We start from the raw sequence: 17,575 nt of genomic DNA on the forward strand, positions 1-17,575 counted from the left end.
TTTAATCCAAAAATCTCACTATTCCTTAGTTTAAGCAAACCAGATATGAACATTCCATTAAAACGCCTTATTATGAGGCAAAATAAAAAACCTAGCGTTATTGGCCAGGTTTTGACTCTTTATGATTAAATTTCGAAATACGTAACCGCAAGTGTAAGCAAGAAGAACAATACCGCTAACACGATCGTAATACGATGCAATATTAGATCGATTCCCCGCGCTTTTTGCTTACCAAAAAGGGTTTCTGCCCCGCCGGAAATGGCACCGGATAAACCAGCGCTTTTACCTGATTGAAGTAAGACTATAATGATTAATGCAACACTTATAATGACTAATAAGGTAATTAATAATGTATGCATGAAAGGCCACCTCCTAGAACGTACAATAAACATTATTTTAAATTTACCATATTCTAACCGGTTTCACAATACACGAGTATTGGTAGACAGTTTTTTGTTCTCACATACTACGGTTCTTTATTTCCTTATCCTTTTTATTGAATCGCCATTGGATCATTAACATCCACCAAAAAAAGATATACAGGATCATCAATAAACATATCCAAGACCATAATTCCCCACGAAGTAAGGACGTCAACCAATATTCCCACTCATTTTGGTCTAATCGATTCATACTATTTAATGCAACCATCACTATAAATATAGGTATTAATAAAATTGTCATGACCGAATATCTTCGTTTAATTAGATTTTCAACACTGGCAACTATCGCGGCTATAAACGTTATAAAGAAAAATCCATAATATATAACCCAAATCCATGTATCTAATGTTGGACCCATACTAATTATCCCCTTTTTTTAAAATAAAAAAGTCTTGAAGCTTGTGTTCCTTTTCAGGTGTTTTGAGTTGTCCAATTTTTTTAAATTTTTCAATATTAAATACCCCAATTATTCCATGTCCCGTCTTATTATAACTCGTAGTTACCTGCGACATAACATACAAATAAGTTCCATTAAATTTAGCCCTCATATAAGGAAAATTAAAAGTTTTATATTTAAGTACCTTAAAATTTTCGTCCAATATAACAAGTCCTGTATATCCTTTATCATAATAACTAACAAAAAGCTTATTATGATAGGTATGTAGCTGGTCAAATGATAATAATTTATTATTTATATCAATATAATCAACATTAAAGGACTCTTTCTCAATTATAGTTAGCCTTTTTTCAGTTGAAATAACTAAATTATTATTAAAAATCAGCATGTCACTAGCGTGATTTTGTTTAATAGGAATTTCTTTAATAACCTGCTTTGAACTTTTACTTATAACATAAACCACTGATCTTTCTTCCTCAATAATGTCACCAAATAAATAAATATATTGCTCATCATGGGTTGCATTAATTATTAATGGTTTAAATATTAATTTAAACTGTTCCCCCCTAATATTAATTAAAATAGAGTTTTCTGTGGTACTAGTATTCAATGATAATATCTCTATGTCTTTCTCCTTTACAATAAAGTTTAAAGGTTGCCCAATTTCGACCTTATTTTGCTTATACCCATCCTGTTCAATTTCAAATAGAGAATTGCCAAGATTTGACCATAAAATAATATTTTTATTATTACTATTTTCATCAATGTAAAATAATCCATTTTCTTCAATTAAAACTTCATGTTCAATTTGTTTTTCTTTGGTTTTTAATAGATATGATTTTTTATTAAAAGGATGGGAGTAAAGAAGAAGTAAATCATTGGGAACAATTCCATTACTGGTTTGGTCAAAAAACTTCTCTTCTATATTCATACTCTGATATACCGGCTCATCTGTTTGATTATTAAAGTATCCCACTTTTTTGACAATAAAGTATGAAAAAAAAAATAATACAATAAAAATGCTAATATATATATATAATTTCTTAAATCGTAAATTCATGTAATCACTCCCATTGAAAATAATAAGAGCATAAAATTAAACTATTATGCTCTTATTATAAGAAAATACAAATAAATTTATCGAGAAGCAAATGTAATTGTCTGTGAATCCTGGTCAATATCACCTGGTGTCACAAGAACACCACCATCATCGTCAAGATCAAATCCAGCTTGATACCATGCTTTCCAAACTAATAAAGAACAATACCAGTAAGAATCTTGATACTTCCCATATGCAACACTATAAGGATCGCCATGCTGTAATCTCGCATAATACTCTGCATAGTCATAATCTGCGCCATCGGCACCTGATACCCATAATCCTTTCCAAGTGGTAAAACGAGACTTCCAATTGTTAGTATAATATCTAACACCAGCATTTGGCCAAGCTTCAATTACATAGGAATTATCCCATCTAACTATGGCAGCGTGGCCATGATTCCATCCAGAAGTTTTATTATCATAAGTAATTAGAATATCTCCGTTGGTTCCAAGAGCATTACTAGAAGAAAGTGTCGAATATTCACCTTGTACTGTATCACTGGAGTTCATAACCTGCTCATATTTTTCAGGAGCATGTTTCTTCATCCATTTAAGCTCTTTCTCAACTTTTTTTAGATTTACCTTCTCAGTTTTGGTTTTTTCTCTCAAGGCTTCAGTTTCTGGAATTTTTTGTTCAAGTTCAATCTTGATCTCTTCCTGCTCACTGCTTCCATTAGTTGAAGCCTCTACTACACCTCCTACTCCTCCTAATAACATTAATGTACAACTCGTTGATGCTAAAAACCTTTTTAACCGCATTTTCATCCCCCCTAATTTTGGATACACATAAAAAATTCTATAAGTTTATTTAGTCCCCTTTATTGTCTAAGTTGGGAAAATTTTTAAACCCTGGAAAATTAGATAACCTCATCAATCATTTACACCAACTTTCCCCAAACAAGTGGGGAAATAAAAAAATTGCCTTAACAAAATTGAAAAAGGCACCCAATCCCTAGGGATGGATGCCTTTTATTATATTCATTCCATTATTTTTTTAAGTTGTAAAAAGATTTAATTCCATTGTATTGAGCTGTTTCACCAAGTTGGTCTTCAATACGTAGTAATTGATTGTATTTCGCCACACGGTCTGTACGAGATGGCGCACCCGTTTTGATTTGACCAGCGTTCGTTGCTACTGCAATGTCAGCGATTGTGTTGTCTTCCGTTTCACCAGAGCGGTGTGAAATAACTGCCGTATAGCCAGCGCGTTTCGCCATTTCGATTGCATCAAATGTTTCTGTAAGAGTACCGATTTGGTTAACTTTGATAAGGATGGAGTTACCAACGCCTTTTTCGATACCTTCAGCAAGTTTTTTCGTATTTGTAACGAATAGGTCGTCACCAACTAATTGAACTTTTTTACCAATACGTTCTGTTAATAACTTGTGGCCTTCCCAGTCGTTTTCATCTAATCCGTCTTCAATGGAAATGATTGGGTATTTGTTTACTAACTCTTCATACCATGCAACCATTTCTTCTGAAGTTTTCACTTTGCCTTCTCCAGCAAGGTGGTATTTACCGTCTTCTTTGTTGTAAAGCTCAGAAGATGCAACGTCCATAGCAAGCATAACTTCTTCGCCTGGTTTGTAACCAGCTTTTTCAATCGCTTCGATAATAGTTTGTAGTGCTTCTTCGTTTGAACCTAAGTTTGGAGCAAAGCCACCTTCGTCACCAACAGCTGTATTAAGGCCTTTGCCTTTTAGAACAGATTTTAAGCTATGGAAAATTTCCGCGCCCATACGAAGTGCTTCTTTAAAGCTTGGTGCACCAACAGGCATAATCATGAATTCTTGGATATCCACGTTGTTGTCAGCGTGCGCACCACCGTTAAGGATGTTCATCATTGGTACTGGAAGTTGTTTAGAGTTTACGCCACCTAGGTATTGATATAATGGAATATCTAAATAGTTTGCTGCTGCATGAGCAACGGCCATGGAAACACCAAGAATTGCGTTTGCCCCTAATTTTCCTTTATTTTCAGTTCCGTCTAATTCGATTAACGCTTTATCGACAGCTACTTGATCAAGAACGCTATAGCCATCTTCTACAAGCATTGGTGCAATAATGTTATTTACATTTTCAACTGCTTTTAGAACACCTTTTCCAAGGTAGCGCTCTTTGTTTCCATCACGAAGTTCAACCGCTTCATATTCACCAGTAGATGCACCGCTTGGTACTAAAGCACGGCCAAAGGCACCTGATTCTGTAAATACTTCTACCTCAACTGTAGGGTTACCGCGGGAATCTAATACTTCACGTGCATATACATCAACAATAAATGGCATTTTTTCATCTCTCCTTAACAAATTTGTTTTTAAAGGTTCATTTGGACGGAATCATCACTCGATTTGAAAGATTACTTTAAGCAACCGATTTTTCCGTTTTTCTCACTTGATTATCGAATTCCGCTACAAAGCAGATCAATCATTACTTAATTAAAGATTTTCCAGTCATTTCAGCAGGCTGTTCAAGATTCAGTAAGTCTAGCATGGTTGGAGCTAAATCTCCTAAGATTCCATCTTCACGTAGCTCAAGACCTGGTTTCGTGATAATCACTGGTACAGGATTGGTTGTATGAGCTGTCATTGGTTTTCCATCAAGGGTCACTACTTCATCTGCATTCCCGTGGTCGGCAGTAATAATCGCGATACCACCTTTTTCTAGAATCGCATCTACCACTTTTCCTAAACACTCATCCACCGCTTCAACCGCTTTGATGGTTGGCTCAAGCATTCCGGAATGACCGACCATATCTGGATTAGCATAGTTTAAGATGATAGCATCAAACTTGTCTTGGGCAATTTCTGAAAGCAGTGCATCTGTTACCTCGTAGGCACTCATTTCAGGTTTCAGATCATAAGTCGGTACTTTCGGTGAATTGATCAAAATGCGTTCCTCGCCAGGGAATTTCTCCTCACGTCCACCACTCATAAAGAATGTTACATGAGGATATTTTTCTGTTTCGGCAATACGTAATTGCTTTAATTGATTTTGTGACAAGACTTCCCCTAATGTATTATCGAGGTTGGTTGGTTTAAAGGCAACATACCCATCAACGGTTTCACTGAAATGAGTTAAGCAAACGAAAAATAAATGGTTCGGATGCTTTGGTCCACGGTCAAAGGAACGGAAGTCCTTGTTCGTAAATGTGTTTGAAATCTGAATGGCACGGTCAGGACGGAAATTATAGAAAATCACCGCATCATTATCTTTAATTGTCGCAACCGGTTCACCATTCTCTTTTACCATTACCGATGGAATGACGAATTCATCAAAAATGCCGTGAGCGTAGGAATCCTCCACTACCTCTAATGGATTTGTATAAGTTGGCCCTTCGCCGTAAACCATGGCACGGTAGGATTTTTCAACACGCTCCCAGCGTTTGTCACGGTCCATGGAATAATAACGGCCCGAAATAGTGGCAAATTCGCCTACTCCATACTCCTTCATTTTATCCAGTGTTTGCTGAATATATGTTGGTGCTGTTTGCGGGCCAACATCACGGCCGTCAAGGAACGCATGAACATAAACTTTCTCTACGCCTTCCTCTTTTGCAAGCTTTAAAAGAGCAAACAAATGGTTAATGTGGCTATGTACTCCGCCATCTGATAATAACCCGAATAAATGAAGGCTAGTGCCATGTTTCTTTACATGCTCCATTGCCCCAAGGAAGGTTTCATTTTTTTCAAATTCTCCTTCACGGATTGCAATGTTCACGCGTGTTAAGCTTTGATACACAATCCGGCCAGCACCGATGTTTAAATGCCCTACTTCCGAGTTCCCCATTTGTCCTTCTGGTAGACCAACGGCTTCTCCGCAAGCTGTTAAATGGGTATGTGGATAGGTGTTCCAGTACCGGTCGAAATTTGGCTTTTTCGCCTGAGCAACCGCATTCCCTTTTTGCTCAGACCGGCAACCAAAACCATCCAGAATGATAAGGGCAACAGGAGCTTTACTCATTTTGTCCCGCCCCCAATAATTGTAAGAATGATTGTGGCTCAAGGCTCGCTCCGCCGACTAATGCGCCGTCAATATCCGGTTGTGCCATGTATTCTTTAATATTTTCAGGTTTAACGCTACCACCGTATTGAATACGAATGGCTGCAGCCACATCTTCAGAAAATGCTTTCGCTACAACTTGGCGAATATGAGCACAAACCTCATTAGCATCAGCAGCTGTCGAAGATTTACCTGTTCCGATAGCCCAGATTGGCTCGTAAGCAATAACCGTTTGTTTCGCTTGTTCTTCAGTTAATCCGTTCAATGCTTTTTCAATTTGTGAAGCGACAAGGTTCATTGTTTCACCTTGTTCACGTTGCTCTAATGTTTCACCACAACAAACAATAGGAGTTAAACCATGTTTGAATGCTGCAAGCACCTTTTTGTTGACGGATTCATCGGTTTCATTAAACATTTCACGGCGCTCAGAGTGTCCGATAATCACAAATTGAACACCTAGGTCAGCAAGGGCTACTGGGCTGATCTCACCAGTAAAAGCACCTTTTTCTTCAAAGTGCATGTTTTGTGCACCAATTTTCACATTGCTGCCTTTTGTCGTTTCTACAAGACTTTGTAAGAATAATGCAGGGGCACAAATAACGGAATCCACTTTGTCCGCATCAGGTACAAGCCCCTTTACTTCTTCCGCAAAGCTCTTCGCTTCAGAGAGCGTTTTATGCATTTTCCAGTTACCTGCAATAATCGGTTTACGCATGCTGGAACATCCTTTCATGGTGGAGTATAACGCATGAAGGAACGGAAAAAAACGGATCCCGCTCTTTCATGCGAAGCGGTGCGGGATGTAATAATTCCCGCTTCTTATTATTTATCGTTTAATGCCACAACACCTGGCAGAGCTTTTCCTTCCATAAATTCAAGAGAAGCGCCACCACCAGTAGAAATGTGGTTCATTTTTTCTCCTAAACCAAATTTTTCAACCGCTGCTGCAGAATCGCCACCGCCAATAACAGAGTAAGTGTCCTCCGCCTCAGCCAGTGCCTCGGCAACCGCTTTTGTTCCGCCGGCAAACTTATCGATTTCGAATACGCCCATTGGGCCATTCCAAATGACAAGTTTTGATTTTTGGATCACATCACGATAAATTTCTCGTGTTTTTGGTCCAATATCTAGTGCTTCCCAATCAGCAGGGATTTCTTCAATAGAAACTGCCTTTGTATTAGCATTTTCAGAGAAATCATCTGCTACAATGACATCAACCGGCATGTAGAAATTAACACCTTTTTGCTTCGCTTTTTCCATAAAGGAATTTGCTAAATCAATTTTGTCTTCTTCAAGTAAGGATTTGCCAATTTCATGCCCTTTTGCTTTTACAAATGTATAAGCGAGGCCCCCTCCGATAATCAAGTTATCGACTAATTCGAGAAGATTTTCAATAACACCGATCTTGTCCTTTACTTTGGCTCCACCAATGATGGCCGTAAATGGACGCTCTGGATTGGAAAGTGCCTTTCCAAGTACTTCAAGCTCTTTTTCCATTAAAAAGCCGGAAACAGCCGGTAGGTGATGAGCAATACCTTCGGTGGACGCATGTGCACGGTGTGCGGCGCCAAAAGCGTCATTCACATAAATATCCGCTAGCTCTGCAAATGCCTTCGCAAGCTCCGGATCATTTTTCTCTTCTCCAGGATAGAAGCGGACATTTTCAAGGAGTAGAACATCTCCATTATTCATTGTTTCAATGACCGCTTTGACAGATTCACCATAAGCTTCCTCTGTCTTCTTTACTTCTTTTCCAAGCAGTTCAGAAAGCCTTAAAGCAACAGGGGTAAGACGCATTTCCTCTACTACTTTCCCCTTTGGACGTCCTAAGTGACTTGCTAAAATGACTTTTGCCCCTTGGTCCATTAAATACTGAATTGTTGGTAACGCTGCACGAATCCGAGTGTCGTCCGTAATTTTTCCGTCTTGCATTGGTACGTTAAAATCCACCCGGCAAAAAACGCGTTTCCCCTTCACATCGACATCTCTTACAGACTTTTTGTTCATCGAAAAAGGACCTCCTTATGTACTGGCTATTTTAAAGAATCACCATGGGAACTGTATGCTTAAAAAAGCATAAACAGCAAAAAGGAGAGGGGGCTGACAACTCCCCGCTCCCCATCATACCATTACTCATTATAAACAAATTGTGGGTAAGACACCAATACTTACATGAAAATTTCAGAAAGAATTAAAGTCCTTTTTTAGCGATATAATCAACTAGGTCTACAACACGGTTAGAGTATCCAACTTCATTATCATACCATGATAATACTTTTACCATGCTGCCTTCCATCACCATTGTAGATAGAGCATCAATAGTAGAAGATGCAGTTGAACCATTGTAATCACTAGATACTAGTGGAAGTTCGCTATAAGCTAAGATTCCTTTTAATTCACCTTCTGCCGCTTCTTTTAGTGCAGCATTCACTTCTTCAACTGTTACTTCTTTTTCTAATTCAGCAACAAGGTCTACGATAGATACGTTCTTAGTAGGTACACGCATAGCCATACCATTTAATTTTCCTTTTAATTCAGGAAGTACAAGTGAAACGGCTTTGGCTGCTCCAGTAGATGTTGGGATCATGTTCTCTGCTGCAGCACGAGCACGACGGTAATCTTTGTGCGGTAGGTCAAGAATTTGCTGATCGTTAGTATAAGAGTGAACAGTTGTCATCATACCGCGCTTGATTCCGAACTTATCATTTAATACTTTTGCAAATGGAGCCAAGCAGTTCGTTGTACAAGATGCGTTAGAAATTACATGATGATTTGCTGGATCATATTTATCTTCGTTAACGCCCATAACGATTGTAATGTCTTCGTTCGTAGCTGGAGCAGAGATAATAACTTTCTTTGCACCTGCTTCAAGATGTTTTGCTGCATCTTCACGTTTTGTGAAGCGGCCAGTAGATTCAACAACCACGTCAACACCAAGTTCGCCCCAACCAAGTTGTGCAGGATCACGTTCAGCAAGAACTTTCACTTTTTGACCGCCAACAATTAGATATTCGCCGTCAACAGTTACATCTTCTTCAAGTGTACCGTGAACACTGTCATATTTTAATAGGTGGGCTAGCATGTTAGCATCTGTTAAATCGTTGATTGCTACGATTTCCACATCACTATTTTTTAATGCCGCACGGAATACATTACGACCAATACGTCCAAAACCATTAATACCAACTTTAACTGTCATGATAATTCCTCCTTAAATTGGATAGGGATTAATATATTTTAAAAGGGGGATTCCCTTTCAATGAAACAAGTGGACTAACACTTACAGAAGCCTAGCTGCGCCTTCATCCGTAATTAAAATCGTTTGTGATGGGGCTTGCTTCATATAGGCTTTGATCGCCTTCGCCTTAGTGGATCCTCCAGCAACCGCAATCACATTTGGAATATGTGCCAAGTCTTCAAGCTGAAGTCCAATCGTGGAGACCTTGTGAACAATCTCCCCTTCTTCATTAAAATAATAGCCAAAGGCTTCACCAACAGCCCGGCCCTCTTTTAACTTCGCTAAAATGTCGGGTGTTGTTCTTCTTCGTTCGGCCATCTTAATGGCATCCCCAATACCATGTAGCACCATGTTGGCTGAACGAATGAGCTGTAAATTCTCATGAATATCAGGAACTTTAATCAAGGAATGATAGATTTCCTTACTTACCTGATCAGGGACATAAAAAACACGATTTTTCGTTTGGGTGTTTTTGGCCATGTTTGCACAAATCGTATTGGCTTGATTTTGCACATCTTCACCAAACCCACCGCGCGCCGGGACAAACAAGAGTTCATTTTCTTCTGATACCGGTGACAGACATTCTGCCACAGCAGCCATCGTTGACCCGCCTGTAACTGCGATGATATCTTTCCCTGTAAACAATTTTTTCATTCGCATAGCACAGGCTTTGCCAAGTTCCCTTTTTACCATCTGCTGCTCATCGCTGTCTCCTGGGACGATAATTACCTTTTTAATTCCCAACCGGTGCTTTAATTCCAGCTCAAGAACATCGATTCCCTTCCATTCACGCATTAACCCTTCCAGATCCTCTAGTAAATTTTTTCCTTCGGGTGTTAAACTCATGCCGACACTATTTGTATAAATAAGATTCTGCTCTTTGAGGAATTCTACTTCACTACGAAGAACTCTTTCCGTCAATCCTAGACTCACGGATAAACTCCTTCTTCCTACAGGTTGCATAAATCCTATGTACTTCAGTATCATGTATCTTTTTTGCAAAACTTGAAGGAAATCAGGTAATAATCTTTTGGCAATATCGATGAATGACTGCATAAGTTTTTCTCCTTTATAATATGCTGATGGTCAAAAAATGTCCACCCTAGACATATTATGTCCCGCTAGTTCCAAAAAAAATCACCCTGACTACAGATATTATTGTAGCAGGGCGAAAAATGGATTTCAACCAATATGTCCCACCTTTTTTTCTTGTAAGCGTTCACCAATTTCAAACTTATTAACGAAACCGTATGCCACTTCTTCCCCTTCAATATGAACAACTGGAATCATCAAGCCATACTTTTCTGTCAGTTCGTCACTACTTTCAATGTCAATTTCTTCTAGTTCAAAATCCCATTCTTCTTTCAGTTCTAAAAGTGCTGCTTTAGCCTTGTCGCATAAAGGACAACGGCTTCTTGTATATAATGTAATCGTTGTTTGCGACATGATCATGACTCCTTACTATTAATTAAATCTCTTTCTTTTCGTTGAGGATGGGATGCCTAACTGATCGCGGTATTTAGCAATGGTTCTCCTTGATACTACCATACCCTCCATCGCTTTTAATTGCTCAGCAATTTCTTGATCAGACAATGGTTTTTGTTTATTTTCCATTTCGATTAATTTTCTAATCGCATTTTTCACTTGAGTAGAGGAGGTGGTTTCATCTCCTGCCGTTGTTTGAATCGTGCTTGTGAAAAATGATTTTAAGGTAAAGGTCCCAACCGGTGTTTGGACATATTTTTCCCGTACGGCTCGGCTGACGGTAGATTCGTGAATATCAAGTTCAGCGGCAATTTCTTTCATTGTCATTGGTGCCAAATATTGTGGGCCTTTTTGAAAAAAAGCCGACTGCCTTTCGACAATCTTTGTGACAACCTTTGTAAGTGTTTCTCTTCTCTGTTCGATACTTTTAATAATCCACTGGTAATCTTGAACCTTCTCCTGCAAAAATCGGCTTACTTGACGGTCCTTGTCTTTAAATCTATGAAAATAAGATTCATTAAAGCTAATTTTTGGAATAGGATCATCAAACATGCGGACGATCCACCCTTCGTCCGTTTGTTCAACAATAACATCTGGAATAATGTAAGCGGCAGCCTCTCTCCCTAAAATCGCCCCAGGCTTTGGATTTAACAATTGGATTTGATCAAATATTTCTTGTATCTCCTTAAGTGTCACTTGAAGTTCCTTTGCAATAGGCCTCCATTTCTTTTCTGCAAATGGAACAAAATAATCGTTGACAATTTTTTTAGCTAAATCGTTATCAGGAAATTCATAGTCAATTTGAATGAGCAAGCACTCTTGAAGATTTCTTGCCCCGATTCCTACCGGTTCTAGTGTTTGAAGGACTGCCAGCCCATCCTCAACAAGTTCGACTGGAACATTGAGATTCTGGGCAATTTCATTTAAGTCACCGGTAAAGTAACCGTTTTCATCAAGATTATTTATAAGATGACGAATGACCTTTAACTGCTCCGCCGGTAATTTTTTAAGATTCAATTGCGAGATTAATTGTTCTTCCCATGAAAATGGTCTATCAGCAATCTGTTCAATCCAGTCTTTTTCCGCCTTTTCATGTTTCCTACGATTTCTATCAATTAGTGGGTTCATCGGACGGACATTCACATGTTCAATTTGTAATAGGGGATTTTCAAGTGCCTTATTCTCCAAAAAAGCTGCTAGCTCCTGCGCTGAATATTGCAGCAGTGCAATTGCCTGAGTCAGTTCCTGGGTCATCGTTAGTTTAAGTGTTTGCTGCTGCCATAAACCCGCCTTCAAATTCATTGTTCTTCCCCCTCAAATTATATTTTACACTTTTAAAATTATTTATGTAATAACTAATTCCAGTATTCTCACCCATTTTTTTCTGATTTTTCACTATAAATTATTTTAAAATTAATTAGATTGTCTAAGCAATATGAAGAATTATTGCATTTCTTATATAAAGGAGGAATGGTTTAAGAATCTCTTTTTCTAAAAAATAAAGAAGGAGGGAGAAATATGGCTACTAAATGTAAACATGAATATTTCTGCTATGGATTATACCGTGAACTGAAAGAATATGAAGACTGCTTCATTACAATTAGAACTAGAAATGGTGAACTTATTCAAGGAGTGCTAGATGATATAACAAAATATGGTATAGCAAAAATTATTCAACAAGATACACTGTCACCATTTATGGAAGAACAACTAACATTCATTCGTGTCGATGATATTGAATACTTTTCAGTTACTGATCATGACGACTAACTAAAATCATTTTCTAAATAAGGACAACTCCATCAATCAAAATACTAAAAGGTATAAGGAAAAAAAGATGAAAATATTATTTATTTCCTCCGGTTTTTTGGGTGTCTATCCCTATTTGGAGGAATCTATCATCAAAGCTTTTCAATCATTGAACCATTCCATCTTGACGATCCCCCCTACCTATTCAGACGTAAGCATAAACAAAGTTAACGATTTTCAACCAGATATAGCTTTATCCTTTGTAGGTTATAAAACAGATGAACGATTATTAGATTCTTTAAAAGAGAAAGGTATTGCACTCTGTATATGGTTAACAGAAGATCCCTATTATATTGATCGTTCCGTTCTACTATTGGACAAGTACCATTATGTATTTACGATTGATAAGGGGGCTTACGAATATTATAAGAATACGAATACTACTAGCAATCTTTATTATCTTCCATTAGGGACAGACACTTCTTTATATTACCCTGAAGACGCAGATCAACACGTACTGTTTGATATATGTCTTGTCGGTTATCCCTATCCAAATAGGATAGACCTTATTCAACAAATTCTTAACCATACCTCCTTTACTGTTTTATTAGTAGGGCCAAATTGGCAAAGGTATTTTCCCAAAAAAATAGACCAATTAAAGATTCTTCCCCATTGGTTGAAACCAGATATGGTAAGAAAAATCTATTCCAACTCCAAAATCATATTAAATCCTCATCGACCATTTCATTTTCCAAAAAACCAAAATTCCCTGTTAGTGGAAAGCCAAAGCATAAACAATCGAACATTTGATATTGCTGCTTGTCAAGGGTTTCAACTAGTGGAAAGAAAATCTGATCTACACCATCAATTTGACCTATCACAAGAGATCGTTGCTTATAACAACAAGGAAGAGTTTATGCACTTACTCAATCAATATATCCATAATAGTGATTTAAGAAAAAATTACAGCCAAAATGCAAGAAACCGTGTCTTAAAGAACCACACATTTGTTCATCGAGTGAAATATATTATTGAACAAGTGAAAGGAACCGTTTCATAACATACAAGGATACCATCTAACTGAATCTTTAACGAGCTATTATGACTAAACATGTAATAAAGAAAGAGGGAGAAAATTGTATGAACTAAAAGATAAAACCATCTTAATTACAGGTGGAACTGGTTCATTTGGAAAAAAATTTGTCAGCAAAATTTTAGAAACTGATGTCAAAAAAGTAATTATCTTTAGCCGTGACGAGTTAAAACAATTTGAAATGGCCCAGGAATATAAAGATCCAAGAATTCGATTCTTTATTGGTGACGTTCGGGACAAAGATCGGTTATATAGAGCCTTTGAAGGGGTTGATATCGTTGTCCATGCCGCTGCCTTAAAACAGGTTGGCATATGTGAATACAATCCTTTTGAAGCTATAAAAACCAATATTCACGGCGCACAAAACATTATAGAAGCAGCCCTCGACCGAGGTGCGGAAAGAGTAATCGCCCTAAGCACAGATAAAGCGGCAAATCCAATCAATCTATATGGTGCTACGAAACTAGCTTCAGATAAACTATTTATTGCCGCAAATTCATATGTTGGAAACAAAAAAACTAGATTTGCTGTAGTCCGTTATGGAAATGTAGTTGGAAGCCGAGGTAGTGTGGTTCCCTTTTTCAAAAAGATGAAGCAAACAGGTAAAATCCCTATTACCGATAAAAGAATGACAAGATTTTGGATTACCTTAGATCAAGGAGTTCAGTTTGTCATAGATAATTTGGGTCGAATGAAGGGCGGAGAAATCTTTGTACCCAAAATTCCAAGTATGAGAGTGGTCGATCTTGCGAAAGCAATCGCACCAGAGTGTGAAATAGAAATCATCGGAATCCGTCCAGGCGAAAAATTACATGAAACAATGATTACCGAAGACGACGCTCGCCGTACCCTATCATTTGACACGTATTACGTCATTCAACCGGAATTCCCTTGGTGGAAAGTGGAATATGCGAAAGGCGGAAAACCATTGCCTGAAGGTTTCAGCTATGTCAGCAATACTAATGACCAATGGTTGTCGGTCGAGGACTTAAAAAACCTGATCAAAGACTAACAGAGAGAAGGGCTTTAAATGGAAAAGAACACAAAAAGAGCCAATTTACTTCCTTACGGCCGCCAATGGATTGATGACGATGATATCGAGGCAGTCATCAAAGTATTAAAAAGCGATTATTTAACCACTGGGCCAGCTGTTAGGGAGTTTGAAAAAGAAATAGCTCAATATGTGGGCGCCAAATATGCTGTGAGCTTTTCCAATGGGACAGCGGCACTGCATGGCGCCTGCTTCGCTGCTGGCATTACAAAAGGTGATGAGGTGATTACCACCCCAATCACCTTTGCTGCTAGCGCTAACTGTATTTTATATCAAGGCGGAAAGCCTGTCTTTGTCGACATCGATCGTAAAACTTACAATATCGATCCGAAAGAGATTGAAAAACATATTACCAGTAAGACCAAAGCCATCATACCTGTTCATTTTACCGGCCAACCTGCTGCATTAGATGAGATTACTTCAATTGCTAAGAAGTATGGACTTGTTGTAATCGAAGACGCTGCTCATGCCCTTGGTGCCGAATATAAGAATAGAAAAATCGGTTCCATCAGTGATATGACCATGTTTAGCTTCCATCCTGTTAAACATATTACAACAGGAGAAGGTGGCATTATCACAACGAATAATAAGGAATATTATGAAAAACTATTGGAGTTCCGTAGTCACGGAATTACCAGAGACCGGAATAAAATGAAGGAAGTACATGGACCATGGTATTATGAGATGCAATTCCTTGGCTATAATTACCGATTAACGGATATCCAAGCAGCACTAGGAACAAGCCAACTGAAAAAGATTGACCGATTTGTAGAAATCCGCAGAAAATATGCCGATCAATATAATGCCGCATTTTCAAACCTTCCTCAAATCACTATTCCTTACCAACATCCAGACGGACAATCTAGCTGGCACCTTTACATTCTTCGTTTCAATCAGGAGCTATTGACGGTCAATCGGAAGGAGATCTTTGAACAATTGCTCTCTATGAACATTGGAGTCAATGTTCATTATATCCCTGTCTATCTCCTCCCTTATTATCAACAGCTTGGCTATCCAAAAGGATTATGCACCAATGCCGAAAAACTTTATGAAGAAATGATTACCCTTCCTTTATTCCCAAAAATGAGCCAAGAAGACATAGAATATGTTATTCAATCAGTTAAAAAAGTAATTTCCATGTATTCGATTTAATCCATCTTATTTCTCTGGAATATGATGAAGGAAGTGATCCTTTGAAAATAGTTGCTATCATCCAAGCGAGAATGGGGTCCACTAGACTTCCCGGAAAAGTAATGAAAGAAGTTTGCGGCAAACCACTGCTTGAATACCTAATTGAACGGGTTAGAAAATCTAAGCTGATCCATGAAATAGTGATTGCAACGTCGATAAAAACAACAGAGCAACCTATTATTGATTTGTGCAATAGGTTGAATGTGAATTATTTTCGCGGGTCGGAAGAAGATGTGTTATCCAGATATTACGAGGCAGCTCATTACTACAAAGCTGATTTAGTCATCCGTCTTACCGCAGACAATCCTTTAATTGATCCCCATATCATTGATAAAATAATTTCATTTTTTTTATCCGACCCAACGAAATATGATTATGTATCCAATACATTAGACCGAACCTATCCGCGTGGATTAGACACTGAGGTTTTTTCCATGAAAGCTTTAGAGCAAGCCTATCATCAGGCAGATCAACCAGCCTATCGGGAACATGTCACCCCATATATTTATCTTCATCCTGAAAAATTCCAATTGGGAAATGTGACAAATGACACGAACTATAGTTCCATCCGCTTGACCGTCGATACCGAAGAAGATTTTTCTCTGATAAAGAAAATTATTGAAACCTTTCATCACCAGAAGATGGAATGTTTTCATTTAGAAGATATCATTCATCTATTGCAACAACACCCAGATTGGATAACTGAAAATCGCCATATTCAACAAAAATTAATCGAGGATAACCAATGAATGTCTTTATTAGAGTAGATGCATCGATCGCCATCGGTACGGGTCATGTGATGCGGTGTTTAACTTTAGCAGAAAGACTGAGGGGTAAAGGGGCAAATGTTCGGTTTATTTGCCGTGAGCATCCTGGACATTTATGTAGTTTGATTGAATCGATGGGATATCAAGTACTTAAACTGCCCGCCCCTCCCAAAAAAACAATCCATTTCTCCTCCCATAAAGAGTGGCTGGGAGTTTCTTTGTTAACCGATGCCAAGCAAACAAAAGAGTTGGTAAAAAATGAAAAGATCGACCTATTAATTGTCGATCACTATGGAATTCATGCGGATTGGGAAAGCTGTTTTCGGTCTATAGCAAAGAAAATTATGGTCATTGATGATTTAGCGGATCGCCGGCATGATTGTGATTTTTTATTAGATCAAAATGATCTAGGATTCGAACAAGATCGTTATCATGGCCTTGTTCCTTCCCATTGCAAACTTTTCCTTGGCCCTAACTACGCACTGTTAAGAAACGAATTTTTCAACCTTTTACCTGAAAAGTGGATCCGATGCGGCCATGTAAAAAGAATATTTTTATTCTTTGGTGGGATTGATCAAACCAATGAAACGAGCAAGGCCATTGCCGCTTTCTTAGACTTAAACCGCCCAGATATTGAAGTAGATGTGGTTATCGGACAGTCCCATCTCTATAAGCATGAAATTGCTTCCCTTTGTAAGTTGCATAAAAATCTCCATTTTCATTGTGAAGTAAGAAACATAGCAGAAATGATGCATCAAGCGGATCTTTCCATTGGAGCAGGAGGGACAACTACATGGGAACGTTTATTTCTCGGACTTCCTTCCATTGTTATCAGTATTGCTGAAAATCAAGAAAAAATTTGCGAGAATCTTGCCAAATTAAAAGTCATCAAATACTTGGGAAAAAGAGAAGAAGTTAATACAGATAGGATCACAAGCCAATTAAAAAAATTGATTGAAAATGAACAGGATCGAATAGACATGTCCAAACGGGCAAATCTCATGTTCAAAGATACCCTCCTTCATCAAACAACAATGTTAAATGAATTAATGAGTTAAGGT

The 17,575-nt window shown here is 38.0% G+C and carries 18 protein-coding genes; 6 read left to right on the forward strand and 12 right to left on the reverse strand.

What is annotated here, in order from left to right; translation table 11 throughout:
* Positions 1 to 125: 125 nt before the first annotated feature.
* The 12 genes from secG to rpoN form a co-directional block, all read right to left on the reverse strand.
* The gene (secG, locus tag G4Z05_RS00265) at positions 126 to 359 is read right to left on the reverse strand and encodes a preprotein translocase subunit SecG (protein WP_038537224.1); all 234 of its coding nucleotides are present in this window, start codon (positions 357 to 359) and stop codon (positions 126 to 128) included.
* Between the two features lie 100 nt (positions 360 to 459).
* Positions 460 to 801 carry a hypothetical protein gene (locus G4Z05_RS00270; protein WP_038537227.1) on the reverse strand — a complete coding sequence of 114 codons (342 nt, stop codon included), beginning with the start codon at positions 799 to 801 and terminating at the stop codon, positions 460 to 462.
* Between the two features lies 1 nt (position 802).
* A complete protein-coding gene (locus tag G4Z05_RS00275) occupies positions 803 to 1,900 on the reverse strand; it encodes a hypothetical protein (RefSeq protein WP_163183007.1) in 1,098 nt (365 codons plus the stop codon).
* A gap of 77 nt (positions 1,901 to 1,977) precedes the next feature.
* The gene (locus G4Z05_RS00280) at positions 1,978 to 2,700 is read right to left on the reverse strand and encodes a distant relative of cell wall-associated hydrolase-like protein (RefSeq protein WP_144242968.1); all 723 of its coding nucleotides are present in this window, start codon (positions 2,698 to 2,700) and stop codon (positions 1,978 to 1,980) included.
* A 227-nt stretch (positions 2,701 to 2,927) separates the two neighbouring features.
* Positions 2,928 to 4,226 carry a phosphopyruvate hydratase gene (gene eno, locus G4Z05_RS00285; protein ID WP_038537239.1) on the reverse strand — a complete coding sequence of 433 codons (1,299 nt, stop codon included), beginning with the start codon at positions 4,224 to 4,226 and terminating at the stop codon, positions 2,928 to 2,930.
* A 142-nt stretch (positions 4,227 to 4,368) separates the two neighbouring features.
* Positions 4,369 to 5,901, reverse strand: a complete 1,533-nt coding sequence (gene gpmI, locus G4Z05_RS00290) for a 2,3-bisphosphoglycerate-independent phosphoglycerate mutase (protein WP_163249832.1) — start codon at positions 5,899 to 5,901, stop codon at positions 4,369 to 4,371.
* Positions 5,894 to 6,655, reverse strand: coding sequence for a triose-phosphate isomerase (gene tpiA, locus G4Z05_RS00295; RefSeq protein ID WP_163249834.1), 762 nt, complete (start codon positions 6,653 to 6,655; stop codon positions 5,894 to 5,896). Before tpiA ends, gpmI begins: the two co-directional genes overlap by 8 nt.
* Positions 6,656 to 6,762: 107 nt before the next feature.
* The gene (locus tag G4Z05_RS00300) at positions 6,763 to 7,947 is read right to left on the reverse strand and encodes a phosphoglycerate kinase (protein WP_163249836.1); all 1,185 of its coding nucleotides are present in this window, start codon (positions 7,945 to 7,947) and stop codon (positions 6,763 to 6,765) included.
* 184 nt (positions 7,948 to 8,131) lie between these two features.
* Entirely contained in the window at positions 8,132 to 9,139 is a 1,008-nt protein-coding gene (gene gap / locus G4Z05_RS00305; protein ID WP_163249838.1) for a type I glyceraldehyde-3-phosphate dehydrogenase, read from the reverse strand.
* Between the two features lie 81 nt (positions 9,140 to 9,220).
* Positions 9,221 to 10,234 (reverse strand): sugar-binding transcriptional regulator, encoded by a 1,014-nt coding sequence (locus G4Z05_RS00310; protein WP_163249840.1) that lies wholly within the window; start codon positions 10,232 to 10,234, stop codon positions 9,221 to 9,223.
* A 126-nt stretch (positions 10,235 to 10,360) separates the two neighbouring features.
* Positions 10,361 to 10,624, reverse strand: a complete 264-nt coding sequence (locus G4Z05_RS00315; protein WP_163249842.1) for a glutaredoxin family protein — start codon at positions 10,622 to 10,624, stop codon at positions 10,361 to 10,363.
* Between the two features lie 18 nt (positions 10,625 to 10,642).
* A complete protein-coding gene (gene rpoN, locus G4Z05_RS00320) occupies positions 10,643 to 11,965 on the reverse strand; it encodes an RNA polymerase factor sigma-54 (RefSeq protein ID WP_163249844.1) in 1,323 nt (440 codons plus the stop codon).
* Positions 11,966 to 12,181: 216 nt separating this feature from the next.
* Here rpoN and G4Z05_RS00325 point away from each other — a divergent pair, with 216 nt between their 5' ends.
* The 6 genes from G4Z05_RS00325 to pseG all read left to right on the forward strand — a co-directional run bounded on the left by G4Z05_RS00325 (position 12,182) and on the right by pseG (position 17,572).
* On the forward strand, positions 12,182 to 12,433 hold the full coding sequence (locus G4Z05_RS00325) for a hypothetical protein (RefSeq protein WP_163249845.1): 252 nt from the start codon (positions 12,182 to 12,184) through the stop codon (positions 12,431 to 12,433).
* Between the two features lie 67 nt (positions 12,434 to 12,500).
* Complete coding sequence (locus G4Z05_RS00330) at positions 12,501 to 13,472, forward strand: CgeB family protein (protein WP_163249847.1); 972 nt, start codon at positions 12,501 to 12,503, stop codon at positions 13,470 to 13,472.
* Positions 13,473 to 13,548: 76 nt separating this feature from the next.
* A complete protein-coding gene (pseB, locus tag G4Z05_RS00335) occupies positions 13,549 to 14,517 on the forward strand; it encodes a UDP-N-acetylglucosamine 4,6-dehydratase (inverting) (protein WP_163249849.1) in 969 nt (322 codons plus the stop codon).
* An 18-nt stretch (positions 14,518 to 14,535) separates the two neighbouring features.
* Positions 14,536 to 15,708: a UDP-4-amino-4,6-dideoxy-N-acetyl-beta-L-altrosamine transaminase gene (gene pseC, locus G4Z05_RS00340; protein WP_163249852.1), complete on the forward strand. Its 1,173-nt coding sequence runs from the start codon at positions 14,536 to 14,538 to the stop codon at positions 15,706 to 15,708.
* Between the two features lie 41 nt (positions 15,709 to 15,749).
* Positions 15,750 to 16,496: a cytidylyltransferase domain-containing protein gene (locus tag G4Z05_RS00345; protein ID WP_163249854.1), complete on the forward strand. Its 747-nt coding sequence runs from the start codon at positions 15,750 to 15,752 to the stop codon at positions 16,494 to 16,496.
* Positions 16,493 to 17,572, forward strand: coding sequence for a UDP-2,4-diacetamido-2,4,6-trideoxy-beta-L-altropyranose hydrolase (gene pseG, locus G4Z05_RS00350; protein WP_163249856.1), 1,080 nt, complete (start codon positions 16,493 to 16,495; stop codon positions 17,570 to 17,572). Before G4Z05_RS00345 ends, pseG begins: the two co-directional genes overlap by 4 nt.
* Positions 17,573 to 17,575 lie beyond the last annotated feature (3 nt).

Origin of the sequence: Neobacillus thermocopriae (genome assembly GCF_010975035.1) — a bacterium.
GTDB lineage: Bacteria > Bacillota > Bacilli > Bacillales > Cytobacillaceae > Neobacillus > Neobacillus thermocopriae.

Excerpts from the sequence above, each read along its gene's own strand:
- secG (WP_038537224.1), bottom strand. The coding sequence starts at position 359 with ATGCATACATTATTAATTACCTTATTAGTCATTATAAGTGTTGCATTA.
- G4Z05_RS00270 (WP_038537227.1), bottom strand. The coding sequence starts at position 801 with ATGGGTCCAACATTAGATACATGGATTTGGGTTATATATTATGGATTT.
- G4Z05_RS00275 (WP_163183007.1), bottom strand. The coding sequence starts at position 1,900 with ATGAATTTACGATTTAAGAAATTATATATATATATTAGCATTTTTATT.
- G4Z05_RS00280 (WP_144242968.1), bottom strand. The coding sequence starts at position 2,700 with ATGCGGTTAAAAAGGTTTTTAGCATCAACGAGTTGTACATTAATGTTA.
- eno (WP_038537239.1), bottom strand. The coding sequence starts at position 4,226 with ATGCCATTTATTGTTGATGTATATGCACGTGAAGTATTAGATTCCCGC.
- gpmI (WP_163249832.1), bottom strand. The coding sequence starts at position 5,901 with ATGAGTAAAGCTCCTGTTGCCCTTATCATTCTGGATGGTTTTGGTTGC.
- tpiA (WP_163249834.1), bottom strand. The coding sequence starts at position 6,655 with ATGCGTAAACCGATTATTGCAGGTAACTGGAAAATGCATAAAACGCTC.
- G4Z05_RS00300 (WP_163249836.1), bottom strand. The coding sequence starts at position 7,947 with ATGAACAAAAAGTCTGTAAGAGATGTCGATGTGAAGGGGAAACGCGTT.
- gap (WP_163249838.1), bottom strand. The coding sequence starts at position 9,139 with ATGACAGTTAAAGTTGGTATTAATGGTTTTGGACGTATTGGTCGTAAT.
- G4Z05_RS00310 (WP_163249840.1), bottom strand. The coding sequence starts at position 10,234 with ATGCAGTCATTCATCGATATTGCCAAAAGATTATTACCTGATTTCCTT.
- G4Z05_RS00315 (WP_163249842.1), bottom strand. The coding sequence starts at position 10,624 with ATGTCGCAAACAACGATTACATTATATACAAGAAGCCGTTGTCCTTTA.
- rpoN (WP_163249844.1), bottom strand. The coding sequence starts at position 11,965 with ATGAATTTGAAGGCGGGTTTATGGCAGCAGCAAACACTTAAACTAACG.
- G4Z05_RS00325 (WP_163249845.1), top strand. The coding sequence starts at position 12,182 with ATGGCTACTAAATGTAAACATGAATATTTCTGCTATGGATTATACCGT.
- G4Z05_RS00330 (WP_163249847.1), top strand. The coding sequence starts at position 12,501 with ATGAAAATATTATTTATTTCCTCCGGTTTTTTGGGTGTCTATCCCTAT.
- pseC (WP_163249852.1), top strand. The coding sequence starts at position 14,536 with ATGGAAAAGAACACAAAAAGAGCCAATTTACTTCCTTACGGCCGCCAA.
- pseG (WP_163249856.1), top strand. The coding sequence starts at position 16,493 with ATGAATGTCTTTATTAGAGTAGATGCATCGATCGCCATCGGTACGGGT.